23 protein-coding genes are annotated in these 22141 nt (G+C 65.7%); 12 read left to right on the forward strand and 11 right to left on the reverse strand.

Annotation, left to right across the window (positions count from 1 at the left end; translation table 11 throughout):
• Window positions 1-483, forward strand: coding sequence for a hypothetical protein (locus RXV90_RS09645; protein ID WP_316648404.1), 483 nt, complete (start codon window positions 1-3; stop codon window positions 481-483).
• 9 nt (window positions 484-492) lie between these two features.
• Window positions 493-702, forward strand: a complete 210-nt coding sequence (locus RXV90_RS09650; protein ID WP_316648405.1) for a hypothetical protein — start codon at window positions 493-495, stop codon at window positions 700-702.
• On the opposite strand, the gene RXV90_RS09655 is transcribed toward RXV90_RS09650, so the two are convergent.
• Window positions 699-1631, reverse strand: a complete 933-nt coding sequence (locus tag RXV90_RS09655) for a LysR family transcriptional regulator (RefSeq protein ID WP_316648406.1) — start codon at window positions 1629-1631, stop codon at window positions 699-701. The two genes, RXV90_RS09650 and RXV90_RS09655, sit on opposite strands and share 4 nt — an antisense overlap.
• A gap of 109 nt (window positions 1632-1740) precedes the next feature.
• Here RXV90_RS09655 and RXV90_RS09660 point away from each other — a divergent pair, with 109 nt between their 5' ends.
• Genes RXV90_RS09660 through RXV90_RS09680 form a run of 5 tightly spaced genes read left to right on the forward strand, consistent with a single transcriptional unit; the run spans window position 1741 to window position 6714 of the window.
• A complete protein-coding gene (locus RXV90_RS09660) occupies window positions 1741-2928 on the forward strand; it encodes a CaiB/BaiF CoA transferase family protein (RefSeq protein ID WP_316648407.1) in 1188 nt (395 codons plus the stop codon).
• The gene (locus RXV90_RS09665; RefSeq protein WP_316648408.1) at window positions 2925-3860 is read left to right on the forward strand and encodes a beta/alpha barrel domain-containing protein; all 936 of its coding nucleotides are present in this window, start codon (window positions 2925-2927) and stop codon (window positions 3858-3860) included. The genes RXV90_RS09660 and RXV90_RS09665 overlap by 4 nt, the downstream gene beginning before the upstream one ends.
• Window positions 3861-3903: 43 nt before the next feature.
• Complete coding sequence (gene dctP / locus RXV90_RS09670) at window positions 3904-4899, forward strand: TRAP transporter substrate-binding protein DctP (protein WP_316648409.1); 996 nt, start codon at window positions 3904-3906, stop codon at window positions 4897-4899.
• 1 nt (window position 4900) lies between these two features.
• Entirely contained in the window at window positions 4901-5431 is a 531-nt protein-coding gene (locus RXV90_RS09675) for a TRAP transporter small permease (protein ID WP_316648410.1), read from the forward strand.
• Window positions 5428-6714 carry a TRAP transporter large permease gene (locus tag RXV90_RS09680; protein WP_316648411.1) on the forward strand — a complete coding sequence of 429 codons (1287 nt, stop codon included), beginning with the start codon at window positions 5428-5430 and terminating at the stop codon, window positions 6712-6714. The genes RXV90_RS09675 and RXV90_RS09680 overlap by 4 nt, the downstream gene beginning before the upstream one ends.
• Here RXV90_RS09680 and RXV90_RS09685 read toward each other — a convergent pair.
• The 4 genes from RXV90_RS09685 to RXV90_RS09700 all read right to left on the reverse strand — a co-directional run bounded on the left by RXV90_RS09685 (window position 6711) and on the right by RXV90_RS09700 (window position 10670).
• Window positions 6711-7796, reverse strand: coding sequence for an ABC transporter ATP-binding protein (locus tag RXV90_RS09685; protein WP_316648412.1), 1086 nt, complete (start codon window positions 7794-7796; stop codon window positions 6711-6713). The genes RXV90_RS09680 and RXV90_RS09685 overlap by 4 nt on opposite strands.
• On the reverse strand, window positions 7793-8641 hold the full coding sequence (locus RXV90_RS09690) for an ABC transporter permease (RefSeq protein WP_316648414.1): 849 nt from the start codon (window positions 8639-8641) through the stop codon (window positions 7793-7795). Before RXV90_RS09690 ends, RXV90_RS09685 begins: the two co-directional genes overlap by 4 nt.
• On the reverse strand, window positions 8634-9524 hold the full coding sequence (locus tag RXV90_RS09695; RefSeq protein WP_316648416.1) for an ABC transporter permease: 891 nt from the start codon (window positions 9522-9524) through the stop codon (window positions 8634-8636). The genes RXV90_RS09690 and RXV90_RS09695 overlap by 8 nt, the downstream gene beginning before the upstream one ends.
• Window positions 9525-9599: 75 nt before the next feature.
• Complete coding sequence (locus RXV90_RS09700; protein WP_316648417.1) at window positions 9600-10670, reverse strand: ABC transporter substrate-binding protein; 1071 nt, start codon at window positions 10668-10670, stop codon at window positions 9600-9602.
• A gap of 180 nt (window positions 10671-10850) precedes the next feature.
• Between RXV90_RS09700 and RXV90_RS09705 the strand changes: the two genes are divergently transcribed.
• Window positions 10851-11549, forward strand: a complete 699-nt coding sequence (locus RXV90_RS09705; protein ID WP_316648418.1) for a GntR family transcriptional regulator — start codon at window positions 10851-10853, stop codon at window positions 11547-11549.
• On the forward strand, window positions 11546-12943 hold the full coding sequence (locus RXV90_RS09710; protein ID WP_316648419.1) for an aspartate aminotransferase family protein: 1398 nt from the start codon (window positions 11546-11548) through the stop codon (window positions 12941-12943). The genes RXV90_RS09705 and RXV90_RS09710 overlap by 4 nt, the downstream gene beginning before the upstream one ends.
• 32 nt (window positions 12944-12975) lie before the next feature.
• Here the strand turns inward: RXV90_RS09710 and RXV90_RS09715 are convergent, their stop codons facing one another.
• Together RXV90_RS09715 and RXV90_RS09720 are read right to left on the reverse strand one after the other, a co-directional pair.
• A complete protein-coding gene (locus tag RXV90_RS09715) occupies window positions 12976-13773 on the reverse strand; it encodes a tRNA1(Val) (adenine(37)-N6)-methyltransferase (protein ID WP_316648420.1) in 798 nt (265 codons plus the stop codon).
• The gene (locus RXV90_RS09720; protein WP_316648421.1) at window positions 13751-13966 is read right to left on the reverse strand and encodes a putative signal transducing protein; all 216 of its coding nucleotides are present in this window, start codon (window positions 13964-13966) and stop codon (window positions 13751-13753) included. Before RXV90_RS09720 ends, RXV90_RS09715 begins: the two co-directional genes overlap by 23 nt.
• A 58-nt stretch (window positions 13967-14024) precedes the next feature.
• Between RXV90_RS09720 and RXV90_RS09725 the strand changes: the two genes are divergently transcribed.
• Complete coding sequence (locus RXV90_RS09725) at window positions 14025-15029, forward strand: polyprenyl synthetase family protein (RefSeq protein WP_316648422.1); 1005 nt, start codon at window positions 14025-14027, stop codon at window positions 15027-15029.
• Window positions 15030-15107: 78 nt separating this feature from the next.
• Here RXV90_RS09725 and RXV90_RS09730 read toward each other — a convergent pair whose 3' ends face one another.
• From RXV90_RS09730 to RXV90_RS09740, 3 genes are all read right to left on the reverse strand, one after another.
• Window positions 15108-16016, reverse strand: coding sequence for a 4-(cytidine 5'-diphospho)-2-C-methyl-D-erythritol kinase (locus RXV90_RS09730; protein ID WP_316648423.1), 909 nt, complete (start codon window positions 16014-16016; stop codon window positions 15108-15110).
• Window positions 16003-17700 (reverse strand): tetratricopeptide repeat protein, encoded by a 1698-nt coding sequence (locus RXV90_RS09735; protein ID WP_316648424.1) that lies wholly within the window; start codon window positions 17698-17700, stop codon window positions 16003-16005. Before RXV90_RS09735 ends, RXV90_RS09730 begins: the two co-directional genes overlap by 14 nt.
• Window positions 17701-17820: 120 nt before the next feature.
• A complete protein-coding gene (locus tag RXV90_RS09740; RefSeq protein ID WP_316648425.1) occupies window positions 17821-19470 on the reverse strand; it encodes an electron transfer flavoprotein-ubiquinone oxidoreductase in 1650 nt (549 codons plus the stop codon).
• A gap of 312 nt (window positions 19471-19782) precedes the next feature.
• Between RXV90_RS09740 and greA the strand changes: the two genes are divergently transcribed.
• Complete coding sequence (gene greA, locus RXV90_RS09745; protein ID WP_316648426.1) at window positions 19783-20253, forward strand: transcription elongation factor GreA; 471 nt, start codon at window positions 19783-19785, stop codon at window positions 20251-20253.
• A 27-nt stretch (window positions 20254-20280) separates the two neighbouring features.
• A complete protein-coding gene (locus tag RXV90_RS09750; RefSeq protein WP_316648427.1) occupies window positions 20281-21315 on the forward strand; it encodes a hypothetical protein in 1035 nt (344 codons plus the stop codon).
• A 21-nt stretch (window positions 21316-21336) separates the two neighbouring features.
• Here the strand turns inward: RXV90_RS09750 and RXV90_RS09755 are convergent, their stop codons facing one another.
• Window positions 21337-22134 carry an alpha/beta hydrolase gene (locus tag RXV90_RS09755; RefSeq protein ID WP_316648428.1) on the reverse strand — a complete coding sequence of 266 codons (798 nt, stop codon included), beginning with the start codon at window positions 22132-22134 and terminating at the stop codon, window positions 21337-21339.
• Window positions 22135-22141: the final 7 nt, after the last annotated feature.

Consider the following 22141-nt stretch of genomic DNA (forward strand, 5'->3'; position numbering starts at 1 on the left):
ATGAGCCCGACACCGGAATACCTCGAAACCCTGCTTCTCTACTACGAGGAGGAGGTGGAGGGAGAGGCGTATTTCGCCGAACTGGCACGGCGTGCGGACGATGCCGACCGGAAGACGAAGCTTACCCTTCTGGCCGCCGTCGAGGGCCATGCCGCCGAGGCCGCGAAGCCCCTGATCGAGAAATACGGGCTGAGCCCGCGCCCGGCGCTCGATCTCGAGAAATCCGGGATCCGGGAGGCGCTGATGGAGCGAAAGGACTGGCCCGCGCTTCTGGCGGAGATGGAAGTGAGTTATCCGAAATTCGTGGACGCGTTCCGGCGGCTCGAGGCTATGGGGCCTGCGGAAGACAAGGCCGTGCTGGCCTTTCTCACGCAGCACGAAATGGCGGCGGTGGAGTTTCTGGCGCGCGAGGCGGAGCGGCAAGGCGACAGCACCGCGCCGCTGCGTGCCTATCTCGAAGACCGGCCCGAGGCGCGGGCCTGAGCGATGCGGGTGGCCCTTGTCATAGCGCTTGTTCTTAGCACCGCAGCCGGGGCGGAGACGCCGGGAGAGCCGGACGTGGAGGCCGAGGCGGAGGCCTGCAAGAGCTGCAACGCGCGACACACCGCGCTTCAGAAACTGCAGGAGGCGCGGAAGGCGCTGTTGCCGCTTCTTCCCGAAGACGAAGAGGCGGCAGAGGACGAAGAGAGCCCCGGGGACTAGCCGACTGCGGTCAGATCCGCACGCCAGCGGCCGTCGCGCACGCTGTTCCGGATCAGATCCATCAAGAGGTTGCGGGTGTGTTCCACCGCGTAGCTTGGAATGCGGTTGCGTGGTTCCACGAGGCACATTTCGCGGTCGAGCCGGGGGGCCACGATGGGCCGGGCCTGAAGTGCGCCTTTGGCAATACCTTCTGAGAAGATCTGGTAGGTGCCCACGGTGACGCCGAGCCCGGCGAGGAGGCAGGTGTTCATCGTCTGCACGGAATTGACCTGCAGGGTGGCACGGTCTTCCAGCCGTTTCAGAAGCCGCTTGTTGCGGGTGAGCGCCTGTGCGGAAAGGCCCTGGGCGAGGAGGATCAGGCGATTGGTCAGCACCTCGTCGAAGGGGATCGGATCTTCGGTGTCGCCGACAAGGGCGGGCTGGCCCACGAGCACCATGTCTTCCGTCAGCACCGGCGTGACGCGAAGCTGATCGGAGGCCTGCGGGTTGAAGGCGACGCCGAGATCGGCGCGGCCCGACGCGATATCGCCCAGGACCGTGCTTGAGAGGCTTTCGTTCACGGTGAGGTTGAGATCGGGATGGTCGCGGCTGATCCGGTCGACCAGATCGAAGCCGACGACGCGGATCACGGAGGTTGCCATCGAGATCGAGACAGAACCTGTCACCCGGTCGCGATTGGCGCGCATGTCCTTTTCAGCGGCCTTCATGGCGGCGAGGATCGCGTGGGCATGGGCGCGGAAGCGTTCGCCGTCCGCCGTCGGCTCCATCCCCCGGCGCTGGCGGGTGAAGAGCTGAACGCCGAGATCCTGTTCGAGGTTGCTGAGGTGGTGGCTGAGGGCCGAGACCGAGAGGCGCAGCTTTTCCGCCGCTGCCGAGATGGTGCGTTCGTCATAGATCGCGAGGAAGCAGGTCAGGTGACGGGTGTTCAAAGGTGGGCGCTTCGTGTTTTCGATATTTTAGAACCTAATCCTCTAAACATTGTCATTTCTTGGCATCAGAAGACAAGTTATCACTTTTGTCGCCTGCCAGAGGATTGCCGTGACCGAACCTGCCTTCACGCCCCTGAAAGACATTCGTGTGGTCGAGATGAGCCACATGATCATGGGCCCCGCCTGCGGCATGTTTCTGTCGCTTCTGGGCGCGGAGGTGATCAAGGTGGAACCGCCGGGGGGCGACAAGACGCGTTACCTTCAGGGCATGGGGCGGCCGATGCACCCCCTGTTCAACCGGGGCAAGAAATCCGTCTGCCTCGACCTGAAATCCGAGGCCGGGCAGAACGCGCTGCACCGCCTGCTCGGCAGTGCCGATGTACTGGTGGAGAATTTCAGGGACAGTGCGCTTCACGGCATGGGGCTTGATCCCGAGGCGCTGCGGGCGCGGTATCCCCGGCTGATCCTGAGCGGCTGCAAGGGGTTTCTCGAAGGCCCCTACCAGAACCGCACCGCGCTGGACGAAGTGGTGCAGATGATGACCGGGCTGGCCTATATGACCGGGCCGCCGGGCCGGCCCTTGCGCGTGGGTTCGTCGGCGAACGACATCATGGGCGGGCTTTTCGGAGCGTTTGCGGTGCTTGCCGCCCTGCTAGAACGCCAGGAGAGCGGCGAAGGGCGGACGATCCGCGTGGGGCTTTTCGAGAACTGCCTGCTGCTTGTCGCGCAGCACATGGTGCAGTTCGATCTGGACGGCGTGAACCCGCCGCCGATGCCGGCGCGGGATTTCGCCTGGCCGGTCTATGACGTATTCGACACGGCTTCCGACCGGCAGTTGTTCATCGGCGCGGTGACGGATGGGCAGTGGCACACGATCACCGGGCTTCTGGGCCTTGAGCACCTCCGCGACGACCCGCGCCTTCAGGGACGCGAGGCGCAGATCGCGGCGCGCAGCTGGACGGTGCCGATCTTTGCCGAGGCAATCGCGAGGTTCACCGCCGAGGAGCTGATCGCGATGTTCGAGCCCCATGGCATCCCGTTCTCGCCGATCGCGCGGCCCGGCGACATGTTCGAGGACCCCCACGTGCTGCGCCCCGGCGGGCTGATGACCTCACACATGCCCGACGGGCAGGCGTTTCGCGCGCCCACCCTGCCCTTCGAGGTCGATCACCTATCGGGTGCGCCTGCGGGGGATGTGCGGGCCGTGGGCGAAGATACCGAGGCGGTGCTTGGGGCATTGGGCCTCTCAGCAGAGGATATCGCGGCCTCGCGCGGGCCGGCGGAGGCGGCGGCATGAGCCGGGCAGCGGAGATCTATCCGGCGGACCGGCTTACCCTGCGCGAGGTCGGGCTGCGCGACGGGTTGCAGATGGTGAAGACCTGGCCCGATACGGCGGCGAAGGAAGATTGGATCCGGCGGGAGCATGCCGCCGGGGTGCGGCATTTCGAGATCGGATCGTTCCTGCCCGCAACGCGCTTTCCGCAATTCGCCGATGTGCCGGATCTGGCGCGCGTTGCTGCGGTGGAGGGCGTTCACGGGATTGCGTTGGCGCTGAATGAGCGGGGGGTGCGCGATGCGCTGGACGCGCCGGTGGGCGAGGTCGGGCTGGTGATTTCGGCGACCGAGGCCCATTCGCGGGCGAACCAGAACCGGAGCCGCGCGGAGGCCCTGGATCTGGTGCGGATGGCGGTGGAGGAGCGGCCCGAGAGGGGCCCGCTGATCGGCGTCGGGATCTCGATGGCGTTTGGCTGTTCGATATCGGGGGCGGTGCCGCAGGCGGAGGTTCTGAAGATCTGCGAGGCGCTTCTGGAGGCCGGGGTGGACCTGATCGGCCTTGCGGACACAGTGGGCTATGGCGGGCCCGACGCGGTGGCCGCCCTGACCCGCGACGCGCGCGCGCTGGCGGGCGATGTGCCGATCTGCATTCACCTTCACGACACGCGCGGGCTTGGCCTTGCCAATGCCGCCGCCGCGATGGACGCGGGCGCCCGTGTGCTCGATGGCGCTTTGGGCGGGCTTGGCGGTTGCCCCTTCGCGCCGGGGGCCACCGGCAACGTGGTGATGGAGGACCTGGCCTTTCTTGCCGCCACAAAGGGGGTCGAGACGGGCATCGACCTCGACGCCCTGATCGGGGTGCGCGAGATCCTGGCCACGGCGATGCCGGGTGAGACCCTGCATGGCGCGCTTGCGCGGGCGGGGCCACCGAAGCTGGAGGCCGCGCCGGCCTGACGATACGAAACGACGAAAACACCAATCCCTGGGAGGAGATACAATGAAACATCTGGCACTTTCCGCGAGCCTGGCCCTGGGCCTTGCCGCAACTGGCAGCGTGGCGCAGGCCGCGACCGAAATGCGGTGCAGCCACCAGTTGCCCCCCGCGCATCACATCGCGCAGGTGATCGACCGCTGGGCGGCCGAGATCGAAACGCTGTCGAACAACGAGATCGACGTGCAGGTTTTCGGCGCGAACAGCCTTGTGGGGGCCGGCGAGAACATCGCCTCGGTTGCCAAGGGGAACATCGAATGCGCCTTTTCGATCAACCCGCAATGGGGCCGCACCCTGCCCCTGATGAACGTGACGCTGAAGCCCTATGCGGTGACCGATCTGGAAACGCTGGCCGCCTGGCCCGGAAGCGAGGCCGCGGCCTTCCTGGACGAGAAGCTTCTGGAGAAGGGTGTGAAGAACGCGGTTTGGCTGTTCACCACGCGGATGACGGCGATGACCTCGCAAGGCGCACCACTGATCACGCCTGAGGATTTCGAGGGCGTGAAGATCCGCGGCCTGAACCCGGTGGCCGATGCCGGGCTGGTGGCGATGGGGGCGGCGCCCTCGGCCATGTCGGGCTCCAAGGTCTACGAGGCGTTGTCGACAGGGGTGATCGACGCGGGCATGACCGATATCGCCGCGGCCTATTCGCGGAAATACTACGAGGTGCAGGATCACGTGACGGTGGTGCCGCTCTTCAGCGTGTTCTTCCACGGGTATCTGAACCCCGCCTGGTATGACGGGCTGACCGACGCGCAGAAGGCCGCGATCGACGAGGCGGGTGCGAAGGCCGCCGCCTGGGCTGTCGACGCGTCGGAGGAGGCCGCGGCATCGGCCCCGCAACAGCTTGCCGATAACGGGATGAAGGTGCATTTCCAGACGCCCGAGGAAGAGGCCACCTGGAAGGCCCTGATGGCGCCCGCCTTCGACAAATCCTTCGGCGATGCGACCGGGGAAGACGGCGTGAAGCTTCTGGACCTCGTCAACCAGATCTCCAACTGAGGTGAAGATCGGAGACGACACGGACACCCCCGAGACCCTGCCGACCTCGGGGGTGGAGCGCTGGGTGCGCTGGCTGACGCTTGCGGGCGCCGGTGTGGCCGCGCTTCTTGTGCTGATCGTCTTCGGAGTGGTGAGTTACAGCGTGTTCATGCGCTATGTGCTTGGCACGCCGATCACGTTTTCCGACGAGTTGAACGGGTTCATCGTGGTTGCGATGGTGGCGCTTGGGGCGGGTGAGGTTCTACTTCGGAACGAGCATTTCGGGGTCGACCTGCTGACCGAGCGGGCCGGGCCCAGGGCGAAGTGGCTTGTCGAGATCTGGGGGATGGTGGGCGTCGTGTTGGTGGCCGGCGCCATTCTTTACAGCGCCGTTCTGATGGTGCGGTTTTCCTATGATTTCGAGGTTTATTCCTACGGCTACCTGGGCGTGCAGATGTGGATTCCGCAAGGGTTTCTGCTGATCGGCATGGTCATCCTGATCCTGGCCGCCCTGGCGCGGATGGTGACGCTTCTGAGCGTGCGCCGCCCATGATGACCTTCCTGATCCTCGCAGGGCTGATCGTCATCCTGCTGACGGGGATGCCGATTTTCGCGGGCCTTGGCCTGACGTCGCTGATCATCATGATGCTGACCGAGGGCAACGTGAACAGCGCCGCCGACACGGTGTTCGCGAAGCTGAACAACGGGCTTCTGACGGCGATCCCGATGTTCGCCTTCATGGCCCATGTGATGATCCGCGCGGGCGTGGTGAAGGATCTTTACGACGCCGCGAATGCGATGGTGGGGCATATGCGCGGGGGGCTTGGAGTTGCGACGATCCTGTCGTGCACGATCTTCGCCGCGATTTCGGGATCTTCCGTCGCCACCGCGCTGACCATCGGGTCGACGGCCATTCCGCAGATGCGGCGGTTCAATTATCGCCCCAGCTATTCCTACGGGGTGATCGCGGCCGGGGGAACGCTGGGCATCCTGATCCCGCCATCGGGGCCCCTGATCCTTTACGCGATCGTGACAGAGGCCTCGATCGGGGCGCTGTTTCTTGCGGGCCTGATCCCCGGCGTGATGATGGCCACGATCTTCGCCGTCTGGGCGATGATCAGCGCGGGCTTCGGCGGCACGGTGGTGCGCCAGCCCTTCGCGGGGATGGGCGCGGTCTGGGCGCGGGTGCGGCAATCGATCTGGGCGCTTCTGATGCCGCCGGTGGTGCTGGGCGGGATCTACCTCGGCATCTTCACGGCGACCGAAGCAGCGTCGATCGGGTGCCTTTACGCGCTTCTGATCAGCGTGCTGGTCTACCGGAATTTCGGGTTTAAGGACCTTTGGATCACCGCCTTCGAGACGGTGCGGACGACGGCGATGCTGTTCATGATCCTCGCGGCCGCGGCGCTGTTCGGCCATGCCGTCACGATCATCCGCCTGCCCATCGAGATCGTCGAACAGGTGACGGCGGCGGGGCTGACGCCCGCGATGTTCGTCGTGGTCGTGATGCTTCTGATCCTCGTCCTCGGCATGTTCCTCGAGACGATTTCGATCATCCTGATCACGACGCCCATCGTGTTTCCGGTGATGCTGGCGCTCGGGATCGACCCGATCTGGTACGGGATCCTTCTGATGATCAACCTGGAGCTTGCGCTGATCACGCCGCCGGTGGGAATGAACCTGTTCGTGATCAAGGGGATCGCCAAGGCGCCGCTGGCGGAGGTCATACGGGGCTCGATGCCCTATGCCGCGCTGATGCTGCTGGGGCTGATGATCGTGTTCCTGTTCCCGCCGCTTGCGACCTGGCTTCCTGCGCTGGCAGGGTTCAAGGGCTAGAGGTCTGACCTGCGCAGGACAGAGACCTGCCCCATGTCGATCGCAAGCGAGACCGGCGCGCCGAGGCCGAGCCCCAGAAGACCCGCGGTTTCGCCGCTGGTAACGAGCACCTGCACGGAGCGGCCATCCGCCAGCGTGACCTCGACCACCGAATTGTCGCCCTGATAGGCCACGTCGCCCAGCGCGCCCTTGAGCTTGCCTGAGCCATCCGCCGGTGCGCCGGGGGAGAGGGTGATGAATTCGGGGCGGACGGCGACGACGAGATCCTCGCCCGCCGGCAGCGCTGTCGCATCGACCGGAACCTGGCCGATGGAGGCCGCGGTGACATGGGCGCCGTTCCGGGCGGTGACGTCGAAGAGGTTCACCCGCCCGATGAAATCGGCAACGAAGGCGTCGGCCGGTTTCTGGTAGAGCGTCATCGGATCGGCCAACTGGCGCAGGCGGCCATTGCTGAGAACCGCCACCCGGTCGGCCATGGCGAGCGCTTCGGACTGGTCGTGCGTGACCATGACGAAGCTGACGCCCACGGTTTCCTGCAGCTTCACAAGCTCGAGCCGCATGGCATCGCGCAGCTTCGCGTCGAGGGCCGAGAGGGGTTCGTCGAGGAGAAGCACCCGGGGTCGCTTCACAAGTGCGCGTGCGAGTGCCACGCGCTGCCGCTGCCCGCCCGAAAGCTGATCGGGCATGCGGGTGGCGAACTTGTCGAGATGAACCTGGGCCAGCGCCTCGGCCACCTTGGGCGCGATTTCTGACGACGGCAGCCTGTCCATCTTGAGCCCGTAGGCCACGTTCTGTTCGACCGTCATATGCGGGAATACCGCGTAGGACTGGAACACCATGTTCACGGGCCGCTTGTTGGGCGGCACGTCCGTCACGTCCTGCCCGTCGATCAGGATATCGCCTTCGGTGGGTGTCTCGAACCCCGCGATGATCCGCAGAAGCGTGGACTTCCCGCAGCCAGACGGGCCGAGGAGCGCAAAGATCTCTCCCGGGCGGATGTCGATGGAAATATCCTCGAGCGCCACGAAGGACCCGAACCGCTTGGTCACGTTTCTGATCGAGATGATCGGTGTATCGGTCACGTTCTCTCGTCTCCGAAGGTTTGGAACCGCATGGCAACGGCGGTGAGGATCAGGGTGATCAGGATCAGGACGGTCGAGGCCGCGTTGATCTCGGGCGTCACCGAGAAGCGGACCATGGAGTAGACCTTGACCGGGAAGGTCACGGTGTCGGGGCCCGAGGTGAAGAAGGTGATGACGAAGTCGTCGAGCGACAGGGTGAAGGCCAGAAGCCCCCCCGCGATCAGCCCCGGCTTCATATGCGGCAGAAGGATATCGCGGAACACCTGGAATTCAGTGGCGCCCAGATCCTTTGCCGCTTCTTCCATCTCGCGGTTGAAGGTGGTGAGGCGGGTGCGGATCACCATCGCCGCGAAGGGGAAGGAGAAGGTGATATGGGCGACGATGATGTTCGTCAGGTTGAACGGCCAGGGCGTGCCGGGCGGCATGTAGAGGTTGAAATAGGAAAAGAAGATCGCGATTGCGACGCCGAGGCAGATCTCAGGCACCACGATGGGCAGTGCGACGAGGCCTTCGTAACCGGGCTTCAGCGGGAAGCGGAACCGCCAGAGCGTGACGGCGGTGATCGCGCCCAGAATGACCGAGAATATCGTGGAGATGACCGCGATGGTGATCGAATTCGCGAACGCCTCCATCAGAGAGGCGTTGTTCGCGGCCTTCACGTAATAGTCGGTGGTGAAGCCCCGCCAGATCACGTTGCCGCCCCGGCGGCTGTTGTTGAACGAGAAGATGATGAGAACGAGGATCGGGGCGTAGAGGAAGATCGTCGTCAGCAGAAAGACGATCTGGAGCGAGCGCTTGCGGGCATAGTCGAACGGCCCCGGGCGGCTTTTCCTGACCTTAGCCATCGGCGGCCCCCCGGGTCTTGCGCATCGCCGCGAAGGCCTGGATCGCGAGAATGATGAAGGTAACGTAGAGCAGAAGCAGCGACATGGCCGCGCCGAAGGGCCAGTCGTTCGCGCCCTTGAACTGACGCTCGATCACGTTGGCGATCATGTCGACCTGGCCGCGCCCCAGCAGCGCGGGCGTGAGGTAGGAGCCGAGCATCGGAATGAAGGTGATGATCGCCGCCGTCGCGACGCCGGCCATCGTGAGCGGCAGGAGGACGGAGCGGAACGTGCGCCACTGGCTTGCACCCAGATCGAGGCTGGCCTCGAGATAGGACCGGTCGAGCCGTTCGAGCGCGGCATAGATCGGCAGGACGGTGAATGGCAGGTGAACATAGACGAGGCCGATGATCACCCCGCTCCACCGCCCGAGAAAGACGATGGGTTCGAATTCTTCGCCGATCAGGTTGTAGGCGCCGAGGCCAATGAGCGTCAGGAATCCATCGGCCTGGATCCAGAGCCATTCGAGAAGCTCGTTCACCCGCCCCCGGGTGCCGAGGATATTCAGAAGCGCGTAGGTGCGGATCAGCAGGTTCGTCCAGAACGGCAGGATCACGATCAGAAGAAGCCAGGGCTTCCAGCGCCCGGGCGCCGTCGCGATCACGAGGGCCACGGGGTAGCCCACGACGAGGCAGACCGCTGTAGAAATCAGCGCAAGCCAGAGGGAGCGCCAGAGAAGCGTCAGGATCTCGGGCTCGAGAATGCGGATGTAGTTCTGCAGCGTCCAGGTCGTCTTCACCTCGGTGAGAGAGACGGTTTCGCCAACGCTGTAGAGGAAGATGATGAGAAGCGGCGCGACGAAGAACAGCACGAGCCAGCCGAAGCTGGGCGTGAAGAAGGCCAAGAAGACGCGGAGATTCTTTCGGGCGCTTTCCATCTTTGAAAAGGCCCGGCCGCCGGGGCGGCCGGGCCCTGTGCCTTAGCCGGCGGCCCGAATGCGGGTCCAGGCCGCATCGATCTTGGCCAGAACTTCCTGGCCAGGGAAGAGTGAGACTTCCGACTTATCGATCGTCGCCTGGGAGGGGAAAATCGCCGGGTTCTCGTTGTAATCCGCGCTCAGGAGTTCGCGCGCCGCCTTGTTGGGGGTTGCGTAGTAGATGTAATCGGCAATCGCCGCACCCGCTTCCGCATCGAGGATGTAGTTGATGAGTTCGTGCGCCCCTTCGGGGTTCGGCGCGCCGACCGGGATGCAGAGATCGTCTTCCCAGAGAAGCCCGCCTTCCTGCGGCACGACGTAACCGATATCGTCGTCCTCATCCATCGCCTGAAGGATGTCGCCGTTCCATTCCTGGGCAAGGTCGACTTCGCCGGCGAGCAGCAGATCCTGCCCGTTGTCGGGGGCGAAGGCGGTGATCTTCGACTTCTGGGCGATGATCATCTCTTCCGCGGCGGCAAGGTTCTCGTCCGACCAGTCGTTCAGCGACTTGCCCATGAGCTTGAACGCCATCTGAAGAACCGTCGTCGGTTCACCCAGAAGCGCGATCTTGTTGGCGTATTCGTCGGATGTGTAGAGATGCGCCCAGCTGTCGGGCGTTCCGCTGACCTCGGACTTGCGATAGCCGATGCCGATCGTGCCCCACATGTAGGGCATCGAGTACTGCCGGCCCGGATCGTGGGCAGGGTTCATGAAGCCCGGTTCGACATTCGCGATGTTCGGGATGCGCGAGTGATCGAGCGGCTGAAGCAGATCGGCGACGATGAAGCGCTCGACGAAATCATTGGTCGGCACGATCAGGTCGTAGCCCGGGTTGCCGCCGCGGAACTTGGCGAAAAGCTCTTCGTTATCGGCGAAGAGATCGTACTGGACGTTGATCCCGGTGGCAGCGGTGAAATCCGCCAGGGTCGTTTCGCCGATATAGGTATCCCAGTTGTAGAAGTTCACCGTGCCGCTTTGTGCCTTAAGCGACTTGGGCAACGAGAAGCTCAGGCCCACGGCGCCTATGCCCTGAAGCGCAGCACGGCGGCTTAGCGAGAGGTTCGGTCGTTTCATTTGTCATCTCCCTGACAATTCTTATTGGTTTACGGGTTGCCCGCAGTGTTATAACACGTGTTCTTAACCGTGTTCCGTCCCAGAGTGAATAGAGATTCGCAGGAATCGACAAGTGGACGGATGCGCGGCCGACCCGCATGACGCCGAATTGACCAGTTCGGCAGCACCGAAAGACGAAGAATGACGCGCGCAGACCCACAGCCTGTCTATCGTCCGCACACCGCGGCGGACGAACTGGGCGCGCGGCTGCGCACACGGCTTCTGGAAGGCGGGTTCACGCCGGGGGAAACGATATCGATTCGCCGGGTCGCAGAGGCCGAGGGCGTGAGCGTGATACCCGCGCGCGATGCGCTGCGCGGCCTTGTGGCCGAGGGCGCGCTTGAATTTCGCGACGCCCGGACGATCGCCGTTCCCGCCCCAGATCCCGCGACGCTGGGGCAGTTGCGCTATGCCCGCCTTTCCGTCGAGGGGGAACTGGCCCACCGCGCCTGGCCGTGCCTCGTGAAGCGGACCGCTGAGCTTGAGGAGATCGACGCCGGCGTCACCCGGGCACTGCTTGATCGGGATGTGGCGGCGTATATGCGCACGAACCGCGCCCTGCATTTCGCGATCTACGAGCGGGCCAAGGCGCCCATCCTTTTTGCCCTCGCCGAACGACTCTGGCTGCTCTACGCGCCGGGGATGCGGATCGTGTGCGAGGCCTTCGACGGCCAGCTTCCCGGTTCCGACCACCATGTCGAAGCCATCGCCGCCCTGCGCGCCGGTGACCGCGCCGCGTTTCGCGCCGCCGTCGAGGCGGACATCGCGCAAGGCATGGACACATTGCTTGAACACGTGCGGACAACCGCGCCCAACGCCCAGGAAAGAGGTGACCCATGAACATCCGTGCAAACCATCTGCCCACTGCCGAGATCCAGGCGCTCGATGCCGCGCATCACCTGCATCCCTTCACCGATGGCGATCTGATCAACAAGCGCGGGGCGCGGGTGATCACCAGTGCGCAGGGCGTGATGATCCGCGATTCGGAAGGCAACGAGATCCTCGACGGGATGTCGGGCCTGTGGTGCTGCAATATCGGGCACGGGCGGCGCGAACTGGCGGATGCGGCCCATGCGCAGATGCTGCAGCTGAGCTATTACAACACCTTCTTCATGACGACCCATCCGCCCGTCGTGTCGCTGGCCGAGAAGATCGCGGAACTGGCGCCTGCGCATATGAACCACGTCTTCTTCGCCTCGGGCGGATCGGAGGCGAACGACACCAACATCCGCCTTGTCCGCCATTACTGGGCCGCGCAGGGAAAGCCCGACAAGAAGGTGATCATCTCGCGCAAGAACGCCTATCACGGGTCGACAATGGGCGGGGCGAGCCTTGGGGGCATGAGCGGGATGCACGCGCAGGGCGGGCTGCCGATCCCCGATATCGTGCATATCGACCAGCCGCACTGGTGGGCCGAAGGCGGGGACATGGACCCCGCAGAATTCGGCCGCATGCGCGCGCGCAAGCTCGAGGAGAAGATCGCCGAACTTGGGGAAGACCGGGTGGCGGCCTTCATCGCGGAGCCCATCCAGGGCGCGGGTGGCGTGATCATCCCGCCGGAAACCTACTGGCCCGAGATCGGGCGGATCTGCCGGGACCACGAGATCCTGCTGATTGCCGATGAGGTGATCACGGGCTTCGGGCGCACCGGCAATATGTTCGCCGCCGAAACGTTCGACATCACGCCGGATATCATGACGATCGCGAAGGGCCTGTCCTCGGGCTATGCGCCGATCGGGGGATCGATCGTATCGGATCACGTGTCCGAGGTGCTGAACGCCAATGGCGACTTCAACCACGGCTATACCTATTCGGGGCATCCCGTGGCCTCCGCCGTGGCGCTGGAAAACCTGAGGATCATCGTCGAGGAAGGGCTTGTCGAACGGGTGCAGACCGAGATCGGCCCCTATCTTGCGGAACGCTGGGGATCGCTTGCCGATCACCCGATGGTGGGCGAGGCGCCGATCTGTGGGATGATGGGAAGCATCGCGCTGACGCCCGAGAAATCGAGCCGCGCGCGCTTTGCTTCGGAGGAAGGCGTGGTGGGCCTGAGGTGCCGGGAGATCTGTTTCCAGAACAATCTGGTGATGCGGCATGTCGGCGACCGAATGGTAATCGCACCGCCGCTGGTCATCACGAAGGGCGAGGTCGATCTGCTGGTGGAGCGAGCGTGGCAGGCGCTGGATGCGACGCTGAAGGGCCTGAAGGACGACGGGATGTTCACCGCCGGCTGAGGCGCCGGGCGCCGGGCTTCAGACGCCGGTCTTCAGACCTCGGGCCCTGGCAGGGGCGCGGCGTCGCGCAGGACGGCGGAGATCGCGGGGGCGTAATCCTCGCCATCGGCGGCGTGCGAGGGACCGGCATGGAGGACAAGCGGCGGCAGGAGCCGGAAAGCCCCCCGCGACCCCTTGCGGCAGGAGACAATGACCCTGTGGGCCGCGCGGCCCTGCCGCGGGGCGAGGGGGTGAACGGCAACCCCGCCCACGCGGCTGTCGAGCGCGCCCAGAAGATCGGGCAGTGCCGCGGCGTCGTGGATCACGGCGAGCGTGCCGCCGGGAGCGAGGCGGCGGATTGCCGTGTCGGCCCAGAGCGGAAGGTCGGCGCCCGCAAGCGCTGTTTCGCGCCCCGCATCGGGGGCCGCCGTGCGGCTGGCGCCGGCGAAATAGGGCGGGTTCATGATGACATGATCGAACTGCCGCGCCCGGAGCGCATCGGGCAGGCGAGTGAGATCCGCACAGTGGAGATCCAGGGCGATGCCGTTCCGGGCCGCGTTCCGGCGCGCGAGATCGGCATAATCGGCCTGAAGTTCCACAGCCGCGAGATCGAGCCCCGGCACCCGCGCCGCAAGGCAGAGGATCGCCGTGCCCGCCCCGGTACCGAGATCGAGCACCGACTGCCCGGCCTGCGCGGGCGTGGCGGCGGCAAGCAGCACCGGATCGATCCCGGCGCGGTAGCCCTTGCGGGGCTGAAGGATCCGGAGCCGCCCGCCCAGAAAGGCATCGTCGGTGAGCCCGTCACCGGCGGCGGCCTGATCGCCCGGCTCAGCCACTGACGGGGAGGTCATTGTCCCTGAGAACCGTGCTGGCGCGGAAGTAATCCTCTGGCCGGACCATGATCCGCCGCGGCAGGACGCCGATCGAGCCCTCGAGGACGCTCATGTGGACGTCCATTTCGAAGACGTCTATATCCTCGCCGCGAAGGAGGGCCGTGGCGAAGGCGATGACCGTGGGGTCGTTGGTGCGCAAGAGCTCTCTCATGACTTCAGCAATAAAGGGCAGGCCTTCGGGAATGTCGAGCGATCTGGCGAGGGTGTGAATGGGTCTGGACGGCGACGGGAACGCGAAACCCCACGAACGGCTGGCCGCCGAGCTTGCCGATGACATGGACCGGGTCAACGCGCTGATCGCCGAGCGCATGGCCTCGAAACACGCGCCCCGGATTCCAGAGGTCACCGCCCATCTGGTGGGCGCGGGCGGAAAGCGGCTGAGGCCGATGCTGACGCTCGGCACCGCGCGGATGTGCGGCTATGGCGGGGATCACCACGTGAAGCTCGCCGCGACGGTGGAGTTCATCCATACCGCCACGCTTCTGCATGACGACGTGGTGGATGAAAGCCGCCAGCGGCGCGGACGGCCGACGGCGAACCTGCTGTGGGACAACAAATCCTCGGTTCTTGTGGGCGATTACCTGTTCGCGCGGGCGTTTCAGCTGATGGTCGAGACGGATTCGCTTCGCGTTCTCGATATCCTTGCGAACGCGGCGGCGACGATTGCCGAGGGCGAGGTTCTGCAACTGAGCGCGGCGCAGAACCTGGCCACCGACGAGGCAATTTATCTGCAGGTGGTGCGCGGGAAGACCGCGGCGCTGTTTTCCGCCGCAACGCAGGTGGGCGGGGTGATCGCGGGCGTGCCCGAGGCGCAGGAAGCGGCGCTCTACACCTACGGCGATGCGCTTGGCGTCGCGTTTCAGATCGTCGACGATCTTCTGGATTACGGCGGGGATGCCGCGGCGACGGGCAAGAATGTGGGCGACGATTTCCGGGAACGGAAGCTGACCCTGCCGGTGATCAAGGCGGTGGCGAAGGCCGATGCGGAGGAGCGCGCCTTCTGGGCACGGGTGATCGAGAAGGGCGACCAGCGCGAGGGCGATCTGGAGCGTGCGCTGGACCTGCTCGCGCGGCACGGCGCGATGGAGGCGACGCGGGCCGATGCGCTCAGATGGGCCTCGGAGGCGAAAGCGGCGCTGGGCGCACTGCCGGAGCATCCGATCCGCGGGATGCTGAACGATCTGGCCGATTACGTGGTGGCGCGGATCAGCTGACGGCTGTGCAGGGGGCGCTGCCCCCGCCGCCCTGACGGGCGGCCCCCCCGGGATATTTCAGGCCACATGAAGGGGGGATCAGGCGGTGCGGGGCATCGCCCGGTCGGTCATGTCGCCCAGAACGCCGGCCGCGATCCACCAGTCGGGGCGTGCATCCTTCAGATCCGCGAGCGCGGCCTGGGCCGCATCCACGGTATCGTAGAGCCCGAAGCAGGTGGCGCCGGAGCCCGACATGCGGGCGAGGCCGCAGCCCGGGGTGGCCGCGAGGCTGTCGAGCACCTCGCCGATCACCGGGGCGAGGACGCGGGCCGGGGGTTCGAGATCGTTGCGCTGGGTCCGGAGCCAGGCGATGAGATCGGCGGCGTCCGGAAAGGCGGGGATCTCATCGGGCATTGGCGGGTTGTTTTTCGCGGCGAGCGCGCCGAAGACCTTCGCGGTCGGGACCGGGACGCGCGGGTTGACGAGGACGGCCGGAAGGCCGGGGAGCGGCGTGAAGGTGATCTTGTCGCCGATCCCCTGCGCCCTGAGGGGCGCGGGCAGGAGGCACATTGGGATATCCGCGCCGAGACCCAACAGGGGGCGGAACCGGGTGTCGAGCAGGATCTGCGGCCCGAAGGCCATGAGCGTACCCTCGGCCTCGTCCTGAAGCATGAGGCAGGCGCGGACGGCGGCCGCGGCATCCGCCGAGCCGCCGCCGATGCCGGACGCCACGGGCAGGAACTTCACCAGCGTCAGCGCCGCGCCGCGGGTGCCGCGCATCAGGTGGGCAGCCTTGAGCGCGATGTTTTCCATATCCGCGGGCACGCCCGCCACCTCGGGCCCTTCGACGGTGAGCGAGAGCGTGTTCGCCTCGGTCACCGAAAGCCGGTCGCCCACGGGCGCGAAGGTGACGAGGCTGTCGAGGAGGTGATAGCCGTCGTCCCGTTGTCCGGTGATGTGGAGGGTCAGGTTGATCTTCGCGGGGGCGAGGACGTCAACCCTCGTCATTGGCGACCTTCAGCGGCGGCGATCCTTCTTCCTCGAGCACAATGTCGAGCCCGACCTCGAGCTTGCGGCGGATGCGGTCGGCCTCTTCCGGTTCGGGATCGAAGGAGAGCGCGCGTTGCCACTGGAATTCCGCTTCGCGGGTGCGGCCCACGGCCCAGTACACATCGCCCAGGTGATCGTTGATGATCGGGTCGATCGGCAGAAGCTCCACCGCGCGCTCCATGTGCCCCACCGCCTCGTCGTAGCGGCCGAGGCGGTAGAGTGCCCAGCCGAGGCTGTCGGTGATGTAGCCCGAGTTGGGGCGGCCCGCGACGGCGCGTTCGATCATGTCGAGCGCCTCGTCCATGTTGGTCTGCATCTCGACGAAGCTATAGCCGAGGTAGTTCAGCACCTGGGGTTGTTCGGGCTGCAGTTCGAGCGCCTTGCGGAAATCGGCCTCGGCCTGATCCCAGCGGCCTTCGCGTTCATGGGTGATCCCGCGCGAGAAGAAAAGCGACCAGTGCGAGGCCTGGGGGTCGTCGACCAGCGCGATCGCGCGATCATAGGCCTTGCTGGCCTCGTCGTAGCGTTCGAGCCCGCGGAGGAGATCGCCGAGGCTGACATGCACCGCCGGCAGATGCCCGTGGCTCTTGCCGAGCTGGGTCAGCACCTCGATCGCCGCGTCTTCGCGGCCCGATGCGCGCAGCGCATTGGCGCGGCCGAGTTCGGCGGCGTGGAAATAGGGGTGGTCGCGGGGCACCTTGTCGTAGACGGCGGTGGCCAGTTCGTAGCGGCCGAGCCGTTCGAGAAGTTCGGCCGACAGCAGCAGCGCATCGATATGGGTGGGCTTGAGGCGTTCCGCGATGCGGGCGTAGATCAGGGTATAGGCATCGGAGGCCTCGCCGGTGATGGCGCCCGCGATCGAGTAGTGGAGTTCGGCCACCCCGTCCACCGGGCTTGTCACCACGTCGAAGGCCACCGGGCTGCCGCCCAGGATTTCTTCCTTCAGGGTCGCGAGATAGGGATCGAGATCGGGGCCGAAGACCTGATCGATCAGCGAGGCCGCGTCTTCGGCACGGTCAAGCTGGCTGAGAACCTGCGCATGGGCGAGGACGCCCCGGCGGGTGAGCCTGAGGCGCGGCCCATTCTCGCCCGAAAACACCGCGTCGGCCCCTTCGAAATCGCCCACGGAGGCGAGCGCGAGGGCGCGGTGGTAGAGCCCGAAGGCCTGTGTGCCACGGCCTTCCGAAACCGCATCGAAGGCTTCGAGCGCATCGCCCATCCGGCCCTCGCCCAGAAGCGCCCAGGCGCGCATCAGCCCGTCATAGAGGGGGCCGACCGATGCCTCGCCTTCGAGCGCGTCGAGGATGCCCGGCCAGTCGCCCTGCTCGGTGCGGTCGGCCATCAGGACGAGGTTGGCGATCTGGTTTTCGGTTTCCGTTTCCACGAGCCGCCTGGCCAGCGGGATCGCCCGGTCGAGATCGCCCAGCGAGAGGTAGGATGTCATCGCCGCCTCGACGAGCGCGGGGTTGCTGCTGTCGGTGACGAGGGCGCGGCTGTAGTAATCTGCCGCCGCCGCGAAATCGCTTCCGAACCCGGCCTGGCGGGCGGCAAGATAGGCGCCCGCGTTGATATCGGCCGCGGCGAGCACCGGGCTCGCGGCGAGGGCCGCGGTCAGGAACAATCGGGTCAGCGCTTTTTGCATATGCGAGGCCTCTCCTTCGGTTGAGGAGAAGCTAGCGCCAGAGCCCCGGCGGGGCAATGCGGGCCTGCCCCGCGGTCACGCGATCGTCACGCTCTGTTGCAGGCCCGGCAATGCGCCCGGTCACATGTTCGGGTAATTCGGCCCGTCGCCGCCCTGCGGCACCGTCCAGACGATGTTCTGCGAGGGATCCTTGATGTCGCAGGTCTTGCAGTGCACGCAGTTCTGGAAATTGATGACGAAGCGGGGATCCTTGCCCTCTTCCTCGACCACCTCGTAGACCCCGGCGGGGCAATAGCGCTGAGCGGGTTCCGCGTAGGTCGGAAGGTTGACGGAGATCGGCACATCCTCGTCCTTCAGCTGAAGATGCGCGGGCTGGCTTTCCTCGTGGTTCGTACCCGAGAAGCTGACATTCGTGAGCCTGTCGAAGCTGAGCTTGCCGTCGGGCTTGGGGTAGTCGATCGGGCTGAACTTCGAAGCCTTGCCTGTGGCCTCGGCATCGGACTTGCCGTGTTTCAGCGTGCCGAGAAGCGAGAACCCGAAGTGGTTCGTCCACATATCGAAGCCGCCGAGGGTGAGCGAGGCGAGAAGCCCCTTGTTCGACCAGAGCGGTTTGACGTTGCGTACCCGCTTCAGATCCTGCCCGATCGGGCCGGTGCGCAGGCCGGTGTCGTAATCGGCGAGTTCGTCGCCCGAGCGCCCGGCGCCGATCGCCGCATAGGCCGCTTCCGCCGCCGCCTTGCCCGAAAGCATCGCGTTGTGGTTGCCCTTGATCCGGGGCACGTTCACGAGGCCGACCGAACAGCCCAGCAGGGCCACGCCCGGGGCGACGGCCTTCGGCATCGACTGATACCCGCCTTCGGTGATCGCGCGGGCGCCGTAAGCCACGCGTTTGCCGCCCTTCAGTAGCTCTGCCACCATCGGATGATGCTTGAAGCGCTGAAACTCCATGTACGGGAAGAGATAGGGGTTTTCGTAGTTCAGGTGGACGACGAAGCCCACGTAAACCTGGTTGTTGTCGAGGTGGTAGATGAACGACCCGCCGCCGGCACTTGAGCCAAGCGGCCAGCCCATCGAGTGGGTGACGCTGCCCTCGCGGTGCTTTGCGGGGTCGATTTCCCAGATTTCCTTCATCCCGAGGCCGTATTTCTGGGGCTCGGCGTCCCTGGCGAGATAGAACTTCTCGATCACCTGCTTCGACAGCGAGCCGCGCACGCCTTCACCGAGGAAGACGTACTTGCCCAGAAGCTCCATCCCCGGTTCGTAACCGTCGCCCGGCGTGCCGTCGGCGTTCTTGCCGAACTCGCCCGCCACGACGCCCGCGACCTGGCCATCCTCGCCATAGACGATTTCGGAGCAGGACATGCCGGGGAAGATCTCGACCCCCAGCGCCTCGGCCTGTTCGGCCATCCAGCGGCAGACATTGCCCATCGAGACGATGTAATTGCCGTGGTTCGACATGAAGGGCGGCATCGCGAAGTTGGGCAGGCGGATCTGCCCGGCCTCGCCCAGCATGTAGAAGCTGTCGTCGCGCACGGGCACGTTGAGGGGGGCGCCCTTTTCCTTCCAGTCGGGGATCAGCGCGTCGAGGCCGCAGGGGTCGAGCACCGCGCCCGAGAGGATATGCGCGCCGACTTCCGAGCCCTTTTCGAGCACGACGACGTTCAGATCGGCATCAAGCTGTTTCAGACGGATCGCGGCACTCAGCCCAGCAGGACCCGCGCCCACGATGACGACGTCGTATTCCATCGATTCCCGTTCGATCTCGGCCATGCCCGGTTCCCTCCGCGATAAGCGTTCCCGCAATCTGCGCATGGCTAACGCGACACTGACGTGAGGGTCAATCGCGTCAGGACGTCAATTCAGAGCACATCTTCGTTTTGACGTGAGGTCTTCCGCGATCATGCCCGAAATGAGCGAAAGTCCCTGGTTTTCCGAAGCGCCGGATGGCGATTTTGCGATCTTTTGCAGGGAACCGCCGGCGCCCCACCGAATCCCTTGCAATTGGGTCCGCCATTGGGTCATGTGTGTGCGTCCCGGAACGCCCTGCCCCCCGCGCCGTCGGGAAGCCATCTGGATAGGCACATGGAAAAAATACCGCTCACCCGCGCGGGCCACGCCGCGCTGAATGATGAATTGAAGAAGCTGAAGTCGGTGGAACGGCCCGCGGTGATCCGCGCGATCGCCGAGGCCCGCGAGCATGGCGACCTGTCGGAGAATGCCGAATACCATGCCGCGCGCGAGCGTCAGAGCTTCATCGAAGGCCGCGTGAAGGAACTTGAGGGCATCCTGGGGCTGGCCGAGGTGGTCGATACCTCGAAGCTGTCGGGCGCGGTGAAGTTCGGCGCGAGGGTTACCGTGATCGACGAGGATACCGACGAGGAAAAGACCTATCAGATCGTCGGCGAACCCGAGGCGGATATCGAACGGGGCCTTCTGAACATCAAATCCCCGCTGGCGCGGGCGCTGATTGGCAAGGAAGAGGGCGACAGCGTCGAAGTGCGCACCCCGGGCGGCGAGAAAAGCTATGAGATCGCCTCGATCGAATACAGCTGACGCGACCGGGAGGGACCTTTGGTCACGATGAACGACAGGTCCGACCGCGATCGCAGCACCGTGTCGCTGGGCGTCTTCGGGGCGCGGGCGAGCCTTGGCGGGCTGAGCAATGCGGAAATCATCGCTCTGGCGCTGTCTGCCCTGTGGCTTCTGGCCGTGACGGTGTTCTTCTTCGCCGTGGGCGGGCGTGAGGCAGATCTGCCCGCCGATCCGGTGCGGGGGCTAACGATTGCGATCGCCGTCTTCATGCCGGTGGCGCTGATCTGGGTGGCCTGCATCGCCGCGGGCAGCGCGCGGACGATGCGCGACGAGGCCGCGCGCCTGCAATCCTCGCTCGACTCGATGCGCAAGGCCTATGTGGCGCAGCAGCAGGCGGCTGGTACGTCGTTCAAGCCGTCCTTCGAGAAGAAGCTGGACGAGATCGCCGCGGCGCAGCGGCGGACAGATGACGCCATCGCTGCCTTCGCCTCGATCCGGGCGGGGGGGATCGCCGAGGCGCCCTCGGGCACCGCCGAGGAGAGCGCCGTGCCCCAGATCCTGCAGACGCAGCCCGGGCTCGACCTGGCAGATCAGCCGCCGCCGGCGACGAATGCCATCGCGATCGAGGATTTCATCACTGCGCTCAACTTTCCGGAGTCGCCCGAGGATGATGAGGGTTTCGCCGCCCTCAGGCGCGCGATGCGCGACCGGCGGATCGCCGAGCTTGTGCAGGCGAGTCAGGACATGCTGACCCTGCTGAGCCAGGAAGGCATCTATATGGACGACATGGCGCCCGACCGCGCGCGGCCCGAGCTTTGGCGGCGCTTCGCGGAGGGTGAACGGGGCCGGACGGTGGCGGGAATCGGCGGGATCCGGGATCGTTCCGCGATCACGCTGACATCGACGCGGATGCGGCAGGATCACGTCTTCCGCGACACCGCGCATCACTTCCTGCGGAAGTTCGACCACACCTTCACGGTGTTCGAGAAGCACGCGACCGATGCCGAGATCGTGGCGCTGGCCGAGACGCGCACGGCGCGGGCCTTCATGCTTCTGGGTCGTGTGGCGGGAACGTTCGACTGACGTCACCCGCCGTTCTGAGCATTACCCCAAGAGACGTTCGAGCATGGCGCTGTCGGGGGTGCGCAGCTCGTCGATCACGTCGAAATGATGCCGCCCCTCGGCGATGGTCAGGGTCGATCCCGGCCAGGCCTCGCTCAGCCAGCGGGCCTGATCGAGAAAGACCGGGCGCTCCTCAGCCCCCACCCAGACATGCACCGGCACGTCGAGGGCCGGCGTGCCGAGAGCGGGGCTTTCGGCCGCCGCAGCGGCCGCGTCGAGGCGGAAATCAGCGTTCATCGATGTTTCGATCAGCGGGCGGAGATCGGAAACGGGCGAGATCGGCATCACCGTGCGGATGCGGCCCGTCACCTCGGGCGGGAGGCTGGCATCGGCCATCGCCATCCGGGAGACGAGATGCCCCCCCGCGGAATGGCCCGCCAGAGCGATCGGCCCGGCGACATAGCCCGCGATGGTGCGGATCGCCGTCGAGATCGAGCGGGTGATATCGGCAATCCGCACCTCTGGCGCGAGCGGATAGGAGGGCATCGCGACGGCCCAGCCCCGCGCCGTGGCCCCCTGGGCGAAATGCGACCACGTGGTGCGGTGGAACCTGAGCCAGTACCCCCCGTGGACGAAGATCAAAAGCCCCTCGGGCCGCCCGGCGGGATGGAAGAGATCGAACCGCTCGCGGTCGTGATCGCCATACGCCGTGTTGAGACGGGCACGCCCGATCGCGGCCTCCGCCTCGCGAAACGTGCGGGCCTCTTCCTCCCAGCGATCCGGGTAGGACGACCCGTCCGGAATGTGATCGACGTTGTTGTAGGCGGCATCGTTCCGCATTTCTCTC

The organism is Ovoidimarina sediminis, assembly GCF_032586175.1.
Classification (GTDB): Bacteria; Pseudomonadota; Alphaproteobacteria; order Rhodobacterales; family Rhodobacteraceae; genus Ovoidimarina; species Ovoidimarina sediminis.